This window comes from Sneathiella chinensis, assembly GCF_012720115.1.
Classification (GTDB): domain Bacteria; phylum Pseudomonadota; class Alphaproteobacteria; order Sneathiellales; family Sneathiellaceae; genus Sneathiella; species Sneathiella chinensis.
The window spans coordinates 782,845-800,166 of the sequence record NZ_VNWN01000002.1; the positions used below are offsets into that span (position 1 = coordinate 782,845).

Here is a 17,322-nt window from a genome sequence, read left to right on the forward strand (position 1 = left end):
GCCCCCGCCGCTAGCCCTGTTCCCGAATGAAATAGATCAGGTCCAGAGACGGCGGGGTCTTCCCAAGTTGGCTCAGCATATGGTGGCATTGACCCCGGTGGTGGGTCTGGTGATTGAACATATGGGCCAGAATGGCAGAAACCCGGTCATTGCACGGGGTTCCGTCCTGTCGCTGATAATTCAGGATTTCGTCCAGTCGTTCCGCAGGCAGGGCGTCGGCAAGCTGCTCAAGGCGAAGGTCAGCGGCATGCCGGGCCTTGCGGAGGTCCCCCAGATTGGTGTGAAGGACGGTGTCCAGACTTTCCGGTTTGGGGCCCGTTCCCTCCAGCCGTTCCAGCCACAACAGATCGGCCACCAGAACATGATTGAGCGTCTTCATCAGGGTGCGAAAGAAGGCGCCAAGGTCCTTGTTGCGCTCTTCTTCCGAGAGTGTGGCGACGGCATCATACAGCCTGTCATTCGCCCAGCGGTTATAGGCGGCAAAGGTCTTGAAATGCCCGATCCGGGGGTCCGGGGTATGCTTTACAGTCTCGTCTTCGTCATCATCAGGGGCATGGTCTGCCGAAGACGCGGGCATTTCCGTGCCGTTTCCCGGCCAATCCCCAAGCGGGTAGGGCTTGTCATTGCTGCTGTAGGTCAGGAAGGCGGAAACCTGACGGAGATAGGCGGCCAGACCCGCGCCGAAGTTCGACAGTCGCTTCAGGGGCGCTCCGCATACCAGTTTGAACAGGAACTGGATAATCGTACTTGCGGCCAGAACAATTTCCGCCACTTGGAAGCAGAGCGCATAAAGAAGAATAAGGGGAAGCCGTTTCCAGGTTTTCCCGGATTGCAGATTTTCTTTCAGGGACGTGTCCATCGGGGGCCCTTTCCGCAGGTGACCAGTCATGTCGGTTCCGCGTCAGGCAGGATTTAAACGGGATTTACAGCCACCGCCGGACACGGGATTTATAATTCAGATATTCATCCCCGAATTTGGTTTCAAGATAGGCCTCTTCCCGGCGGATGACATAAAACTGGATAAACAGGACCGCACAAAGGATCGTGATCATGCTGCCCCAGCTTCCTGCGGCAAGGCCAATACCCCCTGCGAACAGGGTCATGCCCACGTAAATCGGGTTGCGGGAATAGCCGTACAGCCCATGAGAGATAATAGCCGTGGTGGGTTTCCAAGGCTCGACGTTGGTTTTTGCCTTGTGGTGGGCGACAACGCAAACCAACATGATGGCCATCCCCGCAAGGGCGAGAATGCCGCCGGGCACCGTCAGGAACAGTGGGCCGATCTCCCCCGCTCGCCAGTTGGATTGAACCAGAATGCCAACCAGCAGCGCCAGCGAATAGACCAGCGGCGGCGGGATGCGAACGCCGGGATGGTCCCGGCCGGACGGGCTCGGCGTGGTCATGGCGTCAGGTCCCTTCATTCGAGGCAGGAGCCGGAGAAGGGGGAACATGGTGGGCGAGAAAATCAATCGCCGCCTGCGTTCCGCCGGGGCCGTGGGGAATGTTCAGGGCCTTCAGGCCCATCTCAATAACCCCGAGGGTTCCCAGAAGCATGGGGGCGTTGACAAATCCCATATGGGCAATGCGCATGGCCTTACCGCGGAGGTCATCAATCCCAATCCCGACCACAACCCCGCATTTCTCGTTGCAGTAATCCAGCAGGGCGTCGGGGGTATGGCCCTGTTCAAACAGAACGGTGGTGACGGCTGTGGCCCGATCTTCCGGGGCGGTGACATTGAACTGGAGAACCCCGCCTTCCGCCCACCGGGCGACGGCGGCGCTGGTTGCCCCGGCCAGCAATGAATGCCGTAAGGACGCGGCCTCGATGCCCTCGTTGGACAGCAGCTCAAGGCTTTTTGCAAGGGCAAAGAGAAGATGTTCGGGCGGGGTGCCGCAATATTTCTGATAGTGGATCGGGCCAAGGCGCGCCGTCCAGTCCCAATAGGCTGTCCGCAAGCCCGCTTCCTTGTGCCGCGCCAGCGCCCGGGGGCTGGCCGCATTGAAGCTGAGGCCCGGCGGGGACATCAACCCTTTCTGGGCGGCGCCAACCGCAACATCGATATGCCAGTCCTTCATGGAAAAGGGCATGGTCCCGAGCGAGGCAATGGTATCCACCATAAAGAGGGCCGGGTGACCGGTGGACCGGATCGCCTTGCTGACGGCCTCAACGTCATTCACCAGACTGGAAGCCGTATCCACCTGTACCATCAGGATGGCCTTGATCAGGCCGTCGGGATCGTCTTTGAGGCGGGCGGCAACGGCGTCGGGGCGCACCGAATGACGCCAGCTTCCGGGCAGAACCTCAACGTCCAGCCCAAGCGGCACGCCCGTTTCGCCCCATCCGTCGGCAAAGCGGCCGCTGGACAGAACCAGAACCTTGTCGCCGCGGGACAGAACATTGCTGAGGGCGGCCTCCCACGCGCCGTGGCCATTGGCGATATAGATAAAGGTTTCCCCGTCCGTATCGAACAGGGTTTTCAGGCCCGCCAGCAAGCTGTCCGTCAGGGCCGGGAAATCCTTCTGATAGATGTCGATCGCCGGCTGGTGCATGGCGTTCAAGACAGAATCCGGTATATTTGTCGGACCGGGGATACTCAGGAATTCGCGACCTGTACGAACACTCATGATTTGGTTCCTTGGCTGTGAACTGGCAGGGAAATCAGCAGTTTACCCAAGCCGCATAAGGACGCAATAGCTGTTATTCCTAATGTTCCTTTTGCGGTGTTTTTCTTTTCCGGCGGGAAATCGTGGATTGCACCGTCGAATAGATCTGTTTGCTGGAGGAGCCGAGCGCCCCAAGGGGCAGGAAGCGGGCCTTTTGCACGCCTGCCGGGCGGACTGCCATACGGGCCAGGGCAAACAGGGCGAGAAAACAGGTGTTGCCAATAATGAAGTAAAACAGCATCTCCGGTCCGAACCGCCCCATCAACTGCGAGGCGATGACCGGTCCGACGCTGGCCCCAAGACCATAGGCAAATAGCAGCCCGGCAGACACCTGAACCAGTTTGTCCTTGGCGGCAAGGTCGTTCGCCTGTGCGGAGGCCATGGGATAAATGGTGTAACAGAAACCCCCGAAAATCATGGCGGCCACAAAAATCCACAAGGAGAACCCTTGCGCCGTGATCCAGATGATAGACCCGCAGGCAGACGCGGTCAGCAGGGCGGTGATCAACAGAATGGTCCGTCGGTCAAAGCGGTCGGACAGCCTGCCAATGGGGAATTGCAGCAACATACCGCCCAGCAGGATGCTGGCCATGAAGGTTGAAATTTGGCCGATGCTCAGGCTGATGCCGGCGCCAAAAACCGGGCCCAGACTGTTGATGGAACTGTTGGTCAGGCCCGCACTGATGGTGCCGATCACCCCGACGGGGGATGTCTTGTACAGGGCCTTGAAGCTCATGCGTTCGGGTTGGGCCGGTTGCGGGGCCGTGGCCCGGGTCATAAGGATGGGAACAAGGGCAATGGAAAAGATGATGGAGGCGACGGAAAACAGCTCGAACGAGGCCGGGTCGGCAATGGTCAGCAGGAATTGCCCCGTGCCGCTGCCAAGGTAGCTGGTCATCATGTACAGGGAGAGAACCCGTCCGCGATTGGCGTTGGTGGACCGTTCGTTCATCCAGCTTTCCACGATCATGATCATGCCCGCCATGCAGAAGCCGCAAATCACCCGCAGCAGCATCCACGCAATCGGGTGGACCAGCAGGATATGGGCCAGAACCGCAACAGACATGACCGAGGCAAAGGCCGCAAAAGAGCGAATATGGGCGGCGCGGGCGACCACCTTGGCCGCATTCAGGGCACCCAGAAGCATTCCGAAAAAATAGAAGGCCATGATCAGGCCCGTGGTTTCGGTTGAAAACCCTTCCATTTTACTGCGCAGGCCCAGCAGGGTGCCAAACATCCCGTTGGCCATAAGAAGCAGGCCATAGCTGAGCAGCAGCGAGGCAACAGATCTGACGGTTTCCCACATGTGATACCAAAACCTTTCACGGACAGTCGTTCTTCTGCCCCAGCATTGGGGAAGTTCCGAAAAATTACAAGCCTTCCGGGCGTTTAAGGGGAAGGGGCGGGGGAACTCTTTCTGTCTGTCACATAAAAGACAACAAGCGATACCAGTCCCAGCCCGAAAAAGCCGGAGACAAGGGGCAGGATCGTCCCGTCATAGGTCTGGGCGATGAGCGTTCCGATAATCACCGACTGGACCGTGGAAATGGACGACACCACCGCCGAGGCGATCCCGGCAATATGCCCCATGGGTTCCATGGCCATGGCGTTGACATTGCCAAACAGGATACCGAGGCAGAAAAACAGGAACAGAAGATAGATCATCAGGCTCCAGAGAGGAGGCTGGCCCGCGGTCAGCAGGGCAACCACCAGGTACACCGCAGACAGGGCTGAAAGAGCCCATAAGGCGGTCCTGACCAGATTGCGCATGCCCAGTTTCATGACCAGTGCCGAATTGGTGAAGGATGCCCCGCCGACAGCCAGTGCAAGGGCCCCGAAATAAACCGGAAACAGGTCACCGACCCCATACTGGTCCTGAAAAATCTGTTGGGCAGTGGACAGATAGACAAGGAACGAACTGAACACAAAACCGGCCAGTATGGTAAAGCCGAAGGAGGTCCGGTTGGTAAGGATTTCGGCAATGGACAGCCTGATGCGACTGACAGAAAAATGGCTGCGCTTGGGCGCGGGCAGTGTTTCAACCTGACGCAGGGCAAACCAGAAAGAAGTGATCACCCCCAGAATGAACATGGCCCAGAAAATGGCGCGCCAGTCCAGAACCATGATCATGATCTGGCCCATGCCGGGGGCCAGCACGGGCACCAGAATGAAGACCGTCATCACAAGGGACATGAAGCGCGCCATGGCCCGCCCCTCGAACTGGTCGCGGATAATGGCGATGGAAATCACCCGCGGGGCCGCCGCCCCCAATCCCTGCAAAAAGCGCCCCACCAGCATGACCTCGAACGAGGTAGAGAAGATGGACAGAAGGCACCCGACCATGAAAATACCAAAGCCGACATAGATGGGGCCCTTTCGGCCCATGCTGTCCGAGATGGGGCCGAAGATAAAAAAGCCCAGCGCCAGTCCTGCGAACAGGGAAACAACGATATATTGCCGCCCGTTGGGATCGGTGATCATGAGATCGGCCTCGATGGCGGCCAGCGCCGGCAGCATGGCATCGATGGAAAGGGCGATCAGCGACGTCATCAGGGCAAAAAGGATAACCTGCTCCGTATAGGAGATCGGCTTGGAGGGACAGCGTTCAGGCAAAAGTTACTCCGCAGGTGGGATGAAAAGGGCGGGCTCGGGACGAGCATTCCGGGCGAGGGTCCGGAAACACGGCCCCATAATGCCTGCAACAGGCGCAGCCTGTCCAGTTGTCAATCTGAACGGGAAGTGCAATCATTGCAGGATCGTCATGTTAGAATGCAAATTGACTTGTTTTCGCGAGCGTTGTTTTAATAAGCCATGTTTTCTGCTACCGCGCCCAGCCCCCGTTACCGGCAGCTTCTGGAATGTTACCGTTTGATGCATCGTCACGGGTATCAGCATCGCGTCGGGCAGAAGATTGTGCATGTTCCGCCCGAGGAGGCCTTCGCGGGACTGGAACTGAAACGCTTTGCCAACACGCTGAAAGCCCTGATCCGAACCTCCGGTGCGACGCGCCTGCTGGATTATGGCAGTGGCAAGGGACAGCAATATGTGACGGAACTCCGGCAGGGGCGGGAGACGCTGGCCGACAGTCTGGCCGATTATTGGGGGATCAAGCAGATTGTCTGTCATGATCCGGGACTGACCGAGGCCCTGTTGCCGCCCCCCGAAATGTTTGATGGGGTGATCGTGAGCCGTGTTCTGGACCGCCTGCCCGAAGAGGATCTGGACTGGGTGCTGGACGCGCTGTTTCAGCGGGCGTCCGGTTTTGTGTTTTGTGAGGTGGCCGGTCATCCGTCCCGCGACTGGGTGCCAACCGGTGAGAACGCCCGCATCATCCTGCAGTCCAAGGCGTGGTGGGCCAGTCGGCTTATCCAGTACAGTATTCGTCATGGGGGCGTGCCCTACTGTCTGGCCTATTCCGAGGAAGTACCCGGCGAGGATGGCCTGCCTGTGCACAGGATCAGTTTCGTTCATAACTGTCCGGGCGTATCCCTGCCAAATTCGGAACGAAATGTACGGGTTCGCCTTCAGATTAACAGACCGGTTCCCGCCGAATAACAAACCCCGGAAAAACAGACAGGATCGAGAGGAACAAAACCATGCAAATGACACCGGACCGTCCCCTGTCTTCCTTTGACAGAAAACTCGCCTCCTTCCCGTTCTATTATGGCTGGGTCGTGGTGGCCATTGTGTTTGTCACCATGGGGGTCGGGGTCAATGTCAGGACGTCTTTTTCCCTGTTGTATCCGTCTATTCTGGATGAATTCGGATGGGATCGGGGCACCACGGCAGCGGTGTTCACCATCGGCTTTATCGGGGGCGGCCTGTTTTCGCCGCTGATCGGCCGGTTCATGGATGTATCCTCGCCCCGCTACCTCTTGTCCCTGTCCGCGCTGGCCGTCAGTTGTGGGTTGATCCTGTCGACCTATTCAACAGAACCCTGGCATCTCTATCTCAGCCTTGGGGTCATGATGATCGGGATGGGGGTTGTCATGACCTATGTGGGGCATGCCATGTTCCTGCCCAACTGGTTTCAACGGAAGCGGGGTCTTGCGGTCGGGCTGGCCTTTTCCGGTGTCGGTTTCGGATCGATTGTCCTGATGCCCTTGCTGCAGGAAACCATTCTGGAACAGGGCTGGCGGCAGGCCTGCTGGGGAATGGCGGTGCTTTTGTTGGTGGTGGTTCTGCCGCTGAATTTTTTCCTGCAACGCAAACACCCGGCGGAAATCGGGTTGATGCCGGATGGGGATCCCCGGCCGACGCTTTCGGAACAGGGCGAGGAGGCCTCCCCCCTTCAGGATTACACGATTGTTGACAGGAACTGGGCGGCAACGGACTGGTCCCTGTCCCGTGCCATGCGGACAGGGGCGTTCTGGTGGCTGTGCCTGACCTGTTGTACGGGATTGTATGTGTGGTACGCGGTTCAGGTGCACCAGACCCGGTATCTTGTTGAAATCGGGATATCCCCGATTGAGGCTTCCTTTGCGCTGGGGCTTGTCGGCTTCGCCGGCGTTGTCGGGCAGGTTTTTCTGGGGCATTTGTCCGATGCACTGGGGCGGGAATGGATCTGGACCATTGCCTCTGGCGGGTTCGCCCTGTGTTATTTCTTCCTGTTGCTGATGGAATATCAAGCCAGTCCGTTCTTCCTGTATGGAATGGTCCTGACACAAGGGGTTCTCGGCTATGCCCTTGCATCGGTATTCGGCTCCATGCCAGCGGACCTGTTTCAGGGGCGCAGCTATGGTACCATATTGGGGGTTGTCAGTCTGATCGCCTTGATGGGGGGCGGTGCAGGCCCCTGGGTGACCGGTTTACTGTATGATCTTACCGGAAATTACAGGGCCGGGTTTGGTGTGGCGCTGGTCATGTGCGGAATATCCATCTTGGGGGTCTGGGTGACGGCCCCCCGAAAAAAGCGTCTGGTTGCCGGACAGGCCCGAAAACGGGCCGCGGCGGCAGCGGCAGTCTCCCCATAACGTGAACAGGAAAGAAGAAAAATGAACAAGATTGCAGTGGTAACGGGGGCAGGTGCCGGTATTGGTCGGTCCGTAACGGCGGCGTTGCTGAAGGCGGGGTACAATGTGGTTCTGGCCGGACGGACAGAAGCGCGGCTAGCGGAAACCGTGCGTCTGTCGGGTGCCAAACCGGAGCAGGCCCTTGTGGTGCCAACGGATGTGAGCGATGCGGCCTCTGTCGCCCGGTTGTTTGACAAGGTTGAGGACGTTTTCGGTCGTGTGGACCTGTTGTTCAACAATGCCGGGATCGGGGCGCCGCCGGTTCTGGTGGATGAATTGCCGATTGACGCATGGGACGCTGTTGTGGGCACCAATCTCAATGGGGCTTTTTATTGTGCGCGGGCGGCATTTGGCCTGATGCGGCGGCAAAATCCGCAAGGGGGACGGATCATCAATAACGGGTCCATTTCCGCCCAGGTGCCCCGTCCGTTCAGCGCCCCGTATACGGCCACAAAACATGCCATCACGGGGCTGACAAAAAGCCTGTCACTGGATGGGCGGCCTTACGGGATTGCCTGTGGGCAGATTGATATTGGCAATGCCGGGACGGACATGACCCAAGTCATGCAGGAAGGGGTCCCGCAGGCGGACCTTCAGGTTCGGCCGGAACCGGTGATGGATGTTGAGAATGTGGCCTCAGCCGTTATCTACATGGACAGTCTTCCCCTTGAGGCCAATGTCCAGTTCATGACCGTCATGGCGACCACCATGCCCTTTATCGGGCGGGGGTAGTATCCGGCTGGGGGAAGCCTTGCCGGATCGGAGGTGCCCGGTGACCAGCAGGCCGCGAGAGGGCGTCGCGGATCATGCCCGCGACGGCATCCGGCGGTATGGTGTTGTGCCCGGTATCGGGCAGCGGGAAATATCCGGCCGGACGGGGGGCCTGTTCGGACAGGCTTCGGCCATGGCGTTCCGGGATAACGCGGTCTTCGGTTCCGTGAATGATCAGGGTGGGGAGCTCAAGGGCCGCAAATTTTTCCGCATTGTTGAACTGGTCCCGGATCAGGGTGCGAACCGGGAAAAACCAGTAGCGGTCCGCCGCAACATCGACCAGCGATGTAAAGGGGGCCAGCAGCACCAGAAGGCCTGCGGGTTCGCGGCGGGCCATTTCGGTGGCGATGCCGCTGCCAAGGGATTCCCCCAGAAGAATGACATGGTGCGGGCTTTTGACCTGCGGGCGTAACCAGTCGATGGCAGCCTGCGCATCCCTGTAAAGCCCGTCTTCTGTGGGCGATCCTTCCGCGCCGCCATATCCCCGGTATTCAGCCAGAAGAACACCGAACCCTTGACGGACAAGGGGGTATGCCCGGGGGATGCGGTCTGATGCCTTTCCTGCATTTCCGTGGAAATAGACGATGGTGGGTTGATCCCCCGTTGGCGGGGCGTACCAGCCAAACAGGGACAGACCGTCGGATGTCTGATAGGCGACTTTTTGGAAGACCCCGATTTCGGTGATGCCGGGGTCAAGGGGCGGGCCGGGGAAATAAATCAGGTTCCGTTGAAACGTGGCGGCAAGCAGCAGCAGAACCGCATAGAGCGCCGCCAGAAGGATGCAAAACCGAAGAAGGGTCGGGATGGCAGGCCTCAGTCTTTCAGGTAAAGGCTTAAATACGCAATGATCAGTTTCTCGGCTTCTTCCACCAGCGTGTTGACGCTTTCCTCGTCCCGCTCTGCCTGTACGCGCAGGATGATTGTGGTTGCGGTGATAACGATCATGCGGGCCACTGTTTGGGCTTTTTCCGGGCTGAGGCCATTGTCCGAAAACGCCGGGTAGGACGCGAAGAAAAGGGTCATCCGGTCCTCGGACCGGCGGTGAATCTGGATCCATTCCTCCACATGGGCCAGTGCCATATCCAGCCGGTAAAGGGTGTCGGACTGCCGCATGGATTCCGCATAGGCCCGAAGGACCCGCTGTACAACCAGTTTCCAGGGAAGGGTTGTGCTGATCATGTCGAACACCTGTTCCAGCAAGGCGTCCTCACGATCGATCAGCCGTTCCCCCAGTTCCAGAAGAACCGCATCCCGGTCATTGAAGTATTGGTAGATTGACCCGACAGGGATACCAGCGGTTTTCGCGATCTTGCTGGTTGAAATGTCGGGGATGGGCATTTCCGAAATCAATTTTTCCGTCGTTTCCAGAATGAGCTCCACCCTCTCGCGGGAGCGATTTTGCAGCGGCTTTTTCCGGGAGACGGTTTTTTTTCTAATTATATTCATAAGAAAAATATGTAGTATCTCTAGCGTTGGTTGTGAAAAATTATCACATTATCACTTGGTGAAATTTCAATTGCCGCTGATTTTGGGACAAAAATGGCTGAATTACAATAGTTTTGGTGTAACATTTTTGTAAATCTAATGTTGGGGGGAGGGGTTTATATGAAAATTCAGAAAAGTATGAAAATAATTCTCGTCATGCTGGTTTCTTTTACATTTGGGGTATCGAATGTAGGGGCCGCGAGCGATTTTTTCATATCTCCCGGTGCGGACGCACAGGAGCGGCTACAGGAAGCCCTGATCATGGCTGAGCCGGGCCAGACCATTGAACTGGCCAGCGGGATTTTCAGACTGACGGACGGATTGTCGCTGGATGTGGAGAATGTCACGGTGATCGGGCAGGGAATGGATAGCACGATCCTGTCGTTCAAGGGCCAGCAGGGCGGCTCGGAAGGCCTTCTGGTCACGTCCGATCAGGTTGTCCTGAAGGATTTTGCCGTTGAGGATACCAAGGGCGATGCCATCAAGGCGAAGGGGGTGGATGGCATTGCCATGATCCGGCTTCGGACAGAATGGACTGACGGTCCCAAGCCAACCAACGGGGCCTATGGCCTCTATCCTGTGCAATCCACCAATGTGCTGATCGACGGGGCCGTTGCCATTGGGGCGTCCGACGCAGGCATTTATGTGGGACAGAGCGACCGGATCATTGTCCGCAACAGCCGGGCGGAGTTCAATGTGGCCGGGCTGGAAATCGAGAACAGCTATAACGCCGATGTTTATGACAATATTGTCACCAGAAACACAGGCGGGCTTCTTGTTTTTGACCTGCCCAACCTGCCGCAGCAGGGCGGGCATAATGTCCGGTTCTTCCGCAACAAGTCCTTCCGCAATGACACCGACAATTTCGCGCCGGAAGGCAATATCGTCGGGATCGTGCCGCGGGGAACAGGCATGATCATCATGGCCAACGAAAATGTGGAGGTCTTCGAGAACGAGTTCTACGAGAATGACACCATGAATATTGTGGTCGCCAGCTATGTGGATGATTTTGAGGATGATACCTATAAGCCGACGCCGAAGAAAATCCACATCCATCACAACCGGTTTGGCCCCTCGGGAACCAACCCGGATACGGGTGAGTTTGGCACCATCATCCGTGATACGGTCGGAACCCCGGTCCCGGATATTGTCTGGGATGGGGTGTTGCCCCTGCTGCAATACATTTTCTTCGGACAGGATGAGGAGGACAGTCTGGCAATCCATGACAATGAACATACCGGTGGGTCCCGCCCGTTCGCGAATGCGGACCTGATCATGCATGTGCTGGCCCCCATATTCCATTCGGCGGATTTCGACATGTCTGCCTATGCGAAATCCTATCCTTCCCTTCCCGAGGTCAAGGTTGAGATCCGGGGACGTTCCGCCGATGAACTCGTCAATTGAGGTTCGGGGCGCAGGAGCCTGCGGAATGAAAATCACTTGCCGGGGGATTGTCTGTCTGCTGCTGGCGATCATGGTGGCGGCTGTCTCTCCGGTCATGGCGGAAGGGGTGAACGATGAATTGTTGAGGGCGTCAAAGCCTGCGAAAACGCTGTCTGAATACCGGTTGTTCACCAATGCCCCCCTGCAGGAGCCGAACCGCCGTGTGGTTCCCTATGATCTGAACAATCCTTTGTTTACTGATTATTCCCTGAAATACCGGTTCGTCTATGTACCGGAGGGGGCCTCTCCCGCCCCCTATGAGGAGCGGGAAGCCCTTCGTTTTCCGGTTGGATCGGTTCTGGTGAAAACATTCGCCTATCCCCGTGACTTCCGGGAGCCGGACCGCCATATCCGCCTGATTGAAACCCGCTTGCTCATTCACAAAAAAGGGGGCTGGAAAGCCTATCCCTATGTCTGGGACGCAGAGGGGAGGGAGGCTGTCCTGAAGGTTGCAGGCAAGCGGGTCGATGTGGATGTTGTCTGGCAGGATGGCAAGGCGGATCGTATTTCCTATGCGGTACCCAACATGAACCAATGCAAGGGTTGCCATGTGGGCGCGGATAAAGCCATTCGCCCGATTGGGCCGAAAGTCAGGAATTTGAACCGGCCTTCCCCGGCGCGCGACGGACCTCCTGTCAATCAGCTTCGGTATTTGCGGCAGATTGGCTATCTTGGGGGCGGGCCGCAAAAGCCGGAGGATAGCCCCCGGGTTCCCGAGCCGTTTAACAGCGCGGACGGAACCCTGTTTGAAAGGGCGCGGTCTTATCTGGATGGCAATTGTGCCCATTGCCATGCACCGGGTAAGCCCGCAGATACCAGCGGCCTGTATCTTGATTATCTGGAGGAACGGGCCGTGCATTGGGGCGTCAACAAGACACCGGTTGCGGCGGGCCGCGGGTCGGGCGGGCTTGCTGTCAATATTCGGCCGGGACAGCCGGAAAAGTCGATCCTTCTCTATCGTATGAACAGCGAGGACCCCGGGGTCATGATGCCGGAACTGGGCCGTTCCCTGATCCACAGGGAAGGGGTGGACCTGATCCGCGCCTTTATTAAATCGCTGGAAGAATAGCGGCGAAAAACAGAACCTCTGGTGAGAATATTTTGTATGTACACATATAAAACTTGAGAAAAATAGAATATAGAGGCATGATTTCAGGTAGGGTGCGGGTGAAACTCAAGAACTCGGGTTCCGGTGAAAAATAAATAGCTGAGAAAAATTGCCGGTTTCCCGTACAAAAGGACATGTTTTTTCAAGCCGACGGGAGACAGATGAATGCTGAATAGAAGAGGTTTGCTGGCCATTATCCTTGGGGGGATCGCTTGTTTCTCTCCTGCCGGGGCAGAGACGGCCCGGGCGGCGGATGACGTTATCAAGATTGGTGAAATCAACAGTTACACGCGTTTGCCCGCCTTTACCGAGCCGTACCGGAAAGGGTGGCAACTGGCCGTAGAGCAGATCAACAACTCCGGGGGTGTTCTCGGCAAAAAGCTGGAAGTGATTGCCCGGGATGACGGCGGAAAGCCGGGGAATGCGGTCAAGATCGCCGAAGAATTGATCACCAATGAACAGGTGGTTCTTCTGGCCGGGACCTTTTTCTCCCATATCGGGCTGGCAATCACCGATTTTGCCAAGCAGAACAAGGTTCTCTTTATCGCTTCGGAACCGCTTAGCGATGCGATGGTCTGGTCAAAGGGCAACAAATATACCTTCCGCCTGCGTCCTTCCACCTATATGCAATCCGCCATGCTGGCGCGGGAAGCGGCCAAGATGCCCATCGTGAAATGGGCGACAATCGCGCCCAACTATGCCTACGGGAAGGATGCGGTGAACGCCTTCAAGACGGTTCTGAAGGAATTGAAGCCGGACGTGGAGTTTATCGAGGAACAATGGCCAGCCCTGTTCAAGATCGACGCCGGGGCCACGGTTCGGGCGCTGGAAGCGGCCAAACCTGAAGGCATTTTCAATGTGACATTTGGCGGCGATCTGGCCAAGTTCGTGCGCGAGGGGTCCATCCGGGGCTTGTTCGACGGGCGTTCGGTGGTCAGCCTGCTGACAGGAGAGCCGGAATATCTTGATCCGTTGAAGGCGGAAGCGCCGGAAGGGTGGATCGTGACCGGCTATCCCCGTGACTTCATCAAGGAAAAGATGCACGTTGAATATGTGAAGGCTTATCAGGACATGTTTGGCGAACTGCCGCAGACCGGGTCTCTGGTCGGGTATAATACGATCCTGACAATTGCCGAGGTGATCCGCAAGGCCGGTAGCACGGACACGGAAAAAATGGTTGCTGCCATGAAAAACCTGTCCTTTGACAGCCCGTCAGGCGAGGTTGTTTACCGGGCCTCTGACCACCAGTCCACAATGGGCGCATGGGTCGGTAAAACCACCGTTCGCGACGGTCAGGGGATCATGGTTGACTGGTTCTATGCTGACGGGGCGGATTATCTGCCCGGTGATGAGGCCGTCAAGGCAATGCGTCCCGCTGACTGAGTTCCATTTGGAAAGGCCTGCGATACAGCCGGTGTCGCAGGCCCGCCATCCGTTTTTGATTTTTTGTTGTTGTGAGGCCTAAATGGGATTTTACCTGGCGCAGTTTCTAACCGGGCTGGCAAGCGCGTCCTCCTTGTTCTTGGTGGCGTCTGGTCTTTCCATTATTTTCGGGGTGACCCGGATTGTGAATTTCGCCCACGGCTCCTTCTTCATGCTAGGCGCCTATCTTGCCTATACCTTTGTCCAGATATTGCCGCAGGGAATTTTCGGATTCTGGGGCGCCATTCTGGTGGCTTCCCTTGCTGTTGGCCTGATCGGGGTTTTGATCGAGATGACCCTGTTCCGGCGTATCTACCGGGCACCGGAACTGTTTCAGTTGGTGGCGACCTTCGGGGTCGTGTTGGTGATTCAGGACCTGACCCTGTGGCTTTGGGGGCCGGAAGACCAGTTCGGCCCGCGGGCGCCGGGGCTGGAAGGGGCGGTTCGCATCATGGGAGAGCCGATCCCGGAATACGATATTCTGCTTATTTTCTTCGGACCGGCTGTCCTGCTGGGGATCTGGCTTTTGTTCAACAAAACCCGCTGGGGCACCCTTGTGCGGGCGGCAACGCAGGACCGGGAAATGGTGGGGGCGCTGGGGGTCAATCAGAGCTGGCTGTTTACCAGCGTGTTCTTTGTCGGCTCGTTTCTGGCCGGCCTCGGCGGGGCGATACAGTTACCGCGAGAGGCAGCCAACCTGCTGATGGACCTGAACGTGATTGGCGAGGCCTTTGTGGTTGTGGTCATTGGCGGCATGGGAAGCGTGCCGGGGGCGTTCCTGGCGTCGGTCCTGATCGGGGAATTAAACGCCTTCGGCATTCTGATCTTTCCTGAAATTACGCTGGTTCTGGCTTTTCTGGTGATGGCCGTTGTTCTGGTCGTTCGGCCCTGGGGATTGCTGGGCCGACCGGATGTGGTGCTGCGGGGCAGTGCCGGACCGGCGGAAGGCCCGCTTCAACCCTTCACCAGCACGGCCCGCCTTGTCCTTTTCGGCGGCCTTGTCCTGCTGTTGGCGGCGCCGCTTATTCTTGGGGATTTCGAAATTGTTCTGTTGACCGACGTGCTGATTTTTATTTTGTTCGCGGTCAGCCTGCATCTGATCATGGGGCCGGGGGGCATGGTTTCCTTTGGTCATGCGGCCTATTTCGGGCTGGGGGCCTACGGGGCGGCACTGGCGGTCAAGTATCTGGGCGTCAATATGCTGGGCGGAATGGTTCTGGCGCCGGTGGCGGCCGGGCTCGGGGCGCTTGTGTTCGGGTGGTTCTGTGTGCGTCTGTCCGGTGTCTATCTGGCCATGTTGACCCTTGCCGCCGCGCAGATCACCTGGTCGGTTGCTTTCCAGTGGCAGGACGTGACCGGCGGCGATGACGGCATTCTGGGGGTTTGGCCTGCGGAATGGGTCTCAGGCAAGGCGGCCTATTATTATGTCACCCTGACGTTGGTGGGGTGTGGCCTCTTTTTCATCCGGCGCCTAATTTTCTCGCCGTTCGGTTTTTCCTTGCGGGCCGGACGGGATTCACCGCTCAGGGTTGAGGCCATCGGGATCAACCTGAAAACCCAGCAGTGGATCGGCTTTGTCGTGGCGGGACTGTTTGCGGGATTGGCTGGCGGCCTGTATGTCTATTCGAAGGGCAGCGTTTTCCCGGACGAGTTGGCAATTTCCCGGTCGGTTGACGGGTTGGTGATGGTACTGCTGGGCGGTATCCAGTCCCTGATCGGTCCCATTGTGGGGGCGGTCAGCTTCATCGTTCTTGAGGATTTGGTGACCCGTCTGGATTACTGGCGGATTATTTTCGGTAGTATCATCCTGTTTATCGTGATTGTCGCACCGGAAGGGCTGGCCGGATTTGCGCGGCGCTTCCTGCCTCAAAAACTTGCCGGGCGGGACCTGATGGGCGGAGGCGGCGCATGAGTCTTCTGGTGGTAAGGGTCCTTGCCAAGGCTTTTGGTGGGGTTCAGGCGGTAAAGGATGTGTCCTTCCATCTGGAAGCGGGCGAAATGCTGGCACTTATCGGCCCGAACGGAGCGGGGAAAAGCACCTGCTTCAACATGCTGAACGGTCAGTTGGCCGCCGATAAAGGGTCTGTTCTGTTTGATGGCCGGGAATTGATCGGCCAGCGGCCAAGGGATATTTGGCGGTTGGGGGTCGGTCGGACCTTCCAGATTACGGCGACCTTTGCATCCATGACGGTGCGGGAAAATGTGCAGATGGCGCTTTTGTCCCATCATGGCGAGTTGTTCTCGTTCTGGCGGCGGGCATCCCACCGACATGGGGCCGAGGCCGACAGGTTGCTGGACCGTGTGGGGATGCTGCATCAGGCGGACCGGGCCTGCGGTGTGCTGGCCTATGGGGATTTGAAGCGGCTTGAACTGGCGGTGGCGCTGGCAAACGGCCCCAGACTTCTGCTGATGGACGAGCCAACGGCCGGCATGGCCCCGAAGGAGCGGGTGGCCCTGATGGAACTGGTTGCTGGCATCGCAAAAGAGGAACAGGTAAGCGTTCTGTTTACGGAGCATGACATGGATGTGGTCTTTGCCCATTCCGATCGATTGATGGTTCTGAACCGGGGGGAGATTATCGCCACGGGCAGTGCCGATGACATCCGGTCCAACGATCTGGTGAAGGAGGTTTATCTGGGCGGCGGAACCACCTTCGATACAGGCAGGGAGATGAAAAGCCATGCTTGAGATACAGGGGATCAACGCATTCTACGGGCAGGCGCAGGTTCTGCAGGATATTTCCTTTCAGGTCGGGGCAGGCGAGGTGGTCGCCTTGCTGGGGCGCAATGGCGCAGGCAAGTCCACGACCATGAAAACCCTGATGGGAATGGTGAATTCGACAGCCGGGGATATCCGCTTTCAGGGAACCCCGATCAAGGCCTTGCCCACGCACCGCATTTGCCAGATGGGGCTTGGCTATGTTCCCGAGGACAGGCGGATTTTTTCGGATTTGACGGTTCTTGAAAATCTTGAGGTCGGGAAACAGAAGCCGCGGGACGGCGCACCGGTATGGGAGGCGGAAAAGTTGTTCGAGTTGTTCCCCAACCTGAAAGAGCGGAAAAACAATGCTGGCGGCCAGATGAGCGGCGGAGAGCAGCAGATGCTGTCAATCGCCCGCACATTGATGGGCAATCCGCGGGCCATCCTGCTGGACGAGCCGTCGGAAGGCATCGCCCCGGTGATCGTGGAGCAGATGGCAAAAACCATTCAGGCCCTGAAAAAAGAGGGGCTGGCCGTGTTGTTGTCGGAACAGAACCTGCATTTTGCAAAACTGGTCTCGGACCGGGCTGTCATTATCGAGAAGGGGGAGGTTCGCTATCAGGGGACCATCCGGGAGTTGGAAGAAAAACCGGAAATTCGGGATGCGTATCTGGCTGTATAGGGCCGTGGGAGCCTGATAAATCATACTTTAGAATA

The 17,322-nt window shown here is 57.7% G+C and carries 16 protein-coding genes; 9 read left to right on the forward strand and 7 right to left on the reverse strand.

Features of this window, described 5'->3' with window-relative positions; genetic code table 11:
• Positions 1 to 10 precede the first annotated feature (10 nt).
• From FQB27_RS03785 to FQB27_RS03805, 5 genes are all read right to left on the reverse strand, one after another.
• Positions 11 to 889 (reverse strand): DinB family protein, encoded by an 879-nt coding sequence (locus FQB27_RS03785; RefSeq protein WP_169559520.1) that lies wholly within the window; start codon positions 887 to 889, stop codon positions 11 to 13.
• A 34-nt stretch (positions 890 to 923) separates the two neighbouring features.
• A complete protein-coding gene (locus FQB27_RS03790; RefSeq protein WP_169559521.1) occupies positions 924 to 1,403 on the reverse strand; it encodes a methyltransferase family protein in 480 nt (159 codons plus the stop codon).
• Between the two features lie 4 nt (positions 1,404 to 1,407).
• Entirely contained in the window at positions 1,408 to 2,625 is a 1,218-nt protein-coding gene (locus FQB27_RS03795) for a pyridoxal-phosphate-dependent aminotransferase family protein (protein ID WP_169559522.1), read from the reverse strand.
• A 79-nt stretch (positions 2,626 to 2,704) separates the two neighbouring features.
• Complete coding sequence (locus FQB27_RS03800) at positions 2,705 to 3,970, reverse strand: MFS transporter (RefSeq protein WP_169559523.1); 1,266 nt, start codon at positions 3,968 to 3,970, stop codon at positions 2,705 to 2,707.
• 83 nt (positions 3,971 to 4,053) lie between these two features.
• Entirely contained in the window at positions 4,054 to 5,277 is a 1,224-nt protein-coding gene (locus FQB27_RS03805) for a multidrug effflux MFS transporter (RefSeq protein ID WP_206374266.1), read from the reverse strand.
• 198 nt (positions 5,278 to 5,475) lie between these two features.
• On the opposite strand from FQB27_RS03805, the gene FQB27_RS03810 reads away from it, so the two are divergent.
• The 3 genes from FQB27_RS03810 to FQB27_RS03820 are packed head-to-tail and all read left to right on the forward strand — an operon-like array spanning position 5,476 to position 8,408.
• Positions 5,476 to 6,219: a hypothetical protein gene (locus FQB27_RS03810; protein WP_169559524.1), complete on the forward strand. Its 744-nt coding sequence runs from the start codon at positions 5,476 to 5,478 to the stop codon at positions 6,217 to 6,219.
• 41 nt (positions 6,220 to 6,260) lie between these two features.
• Positions 6,261 to 7,637 (forward strand): MFS transporter, encoded by a 1,377-nt coding sequence (locus FQB27_RS03815; RefSeq protein WP_206374268.1) that lies wholly within the window; start codon positions 6,261 to 6,263, stop codon positions 7,635 to 7,637.
• A gap of 21 nt (positions 7,638 to 7,658) precedes the next feature.
• Positions 7,659 to 8,408 (forward strand): SDR family oxidoreductase, encoded by a 750-nt coding sequence (locus FQB27_RS03820; protein ID WP_169559525.1) that lies wholly within the window; start codon positions 7,659 to 7,661, stop codon positions 8,406 to 8,408.
• On the opposite strand, the gene FQB27_RS16640 is transcribed toward FQB27_RS03820, so the two are convergent.
• Together FQB27_RS16640 and FQB27_RS03830 are read right to left on the reverse strand one after the other, a co-directional pair.
• Complete coding sequence (locus FQB27_RS16640; RefSeq protein ID WP_240953394.1) at positions 8,392 to 9,264, reverse strand: alpha/beta hydrolase; 873 nt, start codon at positions 9,262 to 9,264, stop codon at positions 8,392 to 8,394. The genes FQB27_RS03820 and FQB27_RS16640 overlap by 17 nt on opposite strands.
• Entirely contained in the window at positions 9,261 to 9,893 is a 633-nt protein-coding gene (locus FQB27_RS03830; protein ID WP_169559526.1) for a TetR/AcrR family transcriptional regulator, read from the reverse strand. Before FQB27_RS03830 ends, FQB27_RS16640 begins: the two co-directional genes overlap by 4 nt.
• A gap of 195 nt (positions 9,894 to 10,088) precedes the next feature.
• On the opposite strand from FQB27_RS03830, the gene FQB27_RS03835 reads away from it, so the two are divergent.
• The 6 genes from FQB27_RS03835 (at position 10,089) to FQB27_RS03860 (ending at position 17,287) form a co-directional block, all read left to right on the forward strand.
• Complete coding sequence (locus FQB27_RS03835; protein WP_206374271.1) at positions 10,089 to 11,336, forward strand: parallel beta-helix domain-containing protein; 1,248 nt, start codon at positions 10,089 to 10,091, stop codon at positions 11,334 to 11,336.
• Positions 11,337 to 11,361: 25 nt separating this feature from the next.
• Positions 11,362 to 12,444, forward strand: a complete 1,083-nt coding sequence (locus tag FQB27_RS03840; RefSeq protein ID WP_169559528.1) for an SO2930 family diheme c-type cytochrome — start codon at positions 11,362 to 11,364, stop codon at positions 12,442 to 12,444.
• 204 nt (positions 12,445 to 12,648) lie between these two features.
• Positions 12,649 to 13,866, forward strand: a complete 1,218-nt coding sequence (locus FQB27_RS03845) for an ABC transporter substrate-binding protein (RefSeq protein WP_169559529.1) — start codon at positions 12,649 to 12,651, stop codon at positions 13,864 to 13,866.
• Positions 13,867 to 13,948: 82 nt separating this feature from the next.
• Complete coding sequence (locus FQB27_RS03850) at positions 13,949 to 15,817, forward strand: ABC transporter permease (RefSeq protein WP_169559530.1); 1,869 nt, start codon at positions 13,949 to 13,951, stop codon at positions 15,815 to 15,817.
• Complete coding sequence (locus tag FQB27_RS03855; protein ID WP_169559531.1) at positions 15,814 to 16,593, forward strand: ABC transporter ATP-binding protein; 780 nt, start codon at positions 15,814 to 15,816, stop codon at positions 16,591 to 16,593. Before FQB27_RS03850 ends, FQB27_RS03855 begins: the two co-directional genes overlap by 4 nt.
• A complete protein-coding gene (locus tag FQB27_RS03860) occupies positions 16,586 to 17,287 on the forward strand; it encodes an ABC transporter ATP-binding protein (RefSeq protein ID WP_169559532.1) in 702 nt (233 codons plus the stop codon). The genes FQB27_RS03855 and FQB27_RS03860 overlap by 8 nt, the downstream gene beginning before the upstream one ends.
• Positions 17,288 to 17,322 lie beyond the last annotated feature (35 nt).

Bases quoted from the DNA above. Each gene is read 5' to 3' on its own strand.
- FQB27_RS03790 (WP_169559521.1), bottom strand. From the start codon at position 1,403: ATGACCACGCCGAGCCCGTCCGGCCGGGACCATCCCGGCGTTCGCATC.
- FQB27_RS03820 (WP_169559525.1), top strand. From the start codon at position 7,659: ATGAACAAGATTGCAGTGGTAACGGGGGCAGGTGCCGGTATTGGTCGG.
- FQB27_RS03855 (WP_169559531.1), top strand. From the start codon at position 15,814: ATGAGTCTTCTGGTGGTAAGGGTCCTTGCCAAGGCTTTTGGTGGGGTT.
- FQB27_RS03795 (WP_169559522.1), bottom strand. From the start codon at position 2,625: ATGAGTGTTCGTACAGGTCGCGAATTCCTGAGTATCCCCGGTCCGACA.
- FQB27_RS03785 (WP_169559520.1), bottom strand. From the start codon at position 889: ATGACTGGTCACCTGCGGAAAGGGCCCCCGATGGACACGTCCCTGAAA.
- FQB27_RS03840 (WP_169559528.1), top strand. From the start codon at position 11,362: ATGAAAATCACTTGCCGGGGGATTGTCTGTCTGCTGCTGGCGATCATG.
- FQB27_RS03845 (WP_169559529.1), top strand. From the start codon at position 12,649: ATGCTGAATAGAAGAGGTTTGCTGGCCATTATCCTTGGGGGGATCGCT.
- FQB27_RS03860 (WP_169559532.1), top strand. From the start codon at position 16,586: ATGCTTGAGATACAGGGGATCAACGCATTCTACGGGCAGGCGCAGGTT.
- FQB27_RS03830 (WP_169559526.1), bottom strand. From the start codon at position 9,893: ATGAATATAATTAGAAAAAAAACCGTCTCCCGGAAAAAGCCGCTGCAA.
- FQB27_RS03815 (WP_206374268.1), top strand. From the start codon at position 6,261: ATGCAAATGACACCGGACCGTCCCCTGTCTTCCTTTGACAGAAAACTC.
- FQB27_RS03850 (WP_169559530.1), top strand. From the start codon at position 13,949: ATGGGATTTTACCTGGCGCAGTTTCTAACCGGGCTGGCAAGCGCGTCC.
- FQB27_RS03810 (WP_169559524.1), top strand. From the start codon at position 5,476: ATGTTTTCTGCTACCGCGCCCAGCCCCCGTTACCGGCAGCTTCTGGAA.
- FQB27_RS03835 (WP_206374271.1), top strand. From the start codon at position 10,089: ATGCTGGTTTCTTTTACATTTGGGGTATCGAATGTAGGGGCCGCGAGC.
- FQB27_RS03800 (WP_169559523.1), bottom strand. From the start codon at position 3,970: ATGTGGGAAACCGTCAGATCTGTTGCCTCGCTGCTGCTCAGCTATGGC.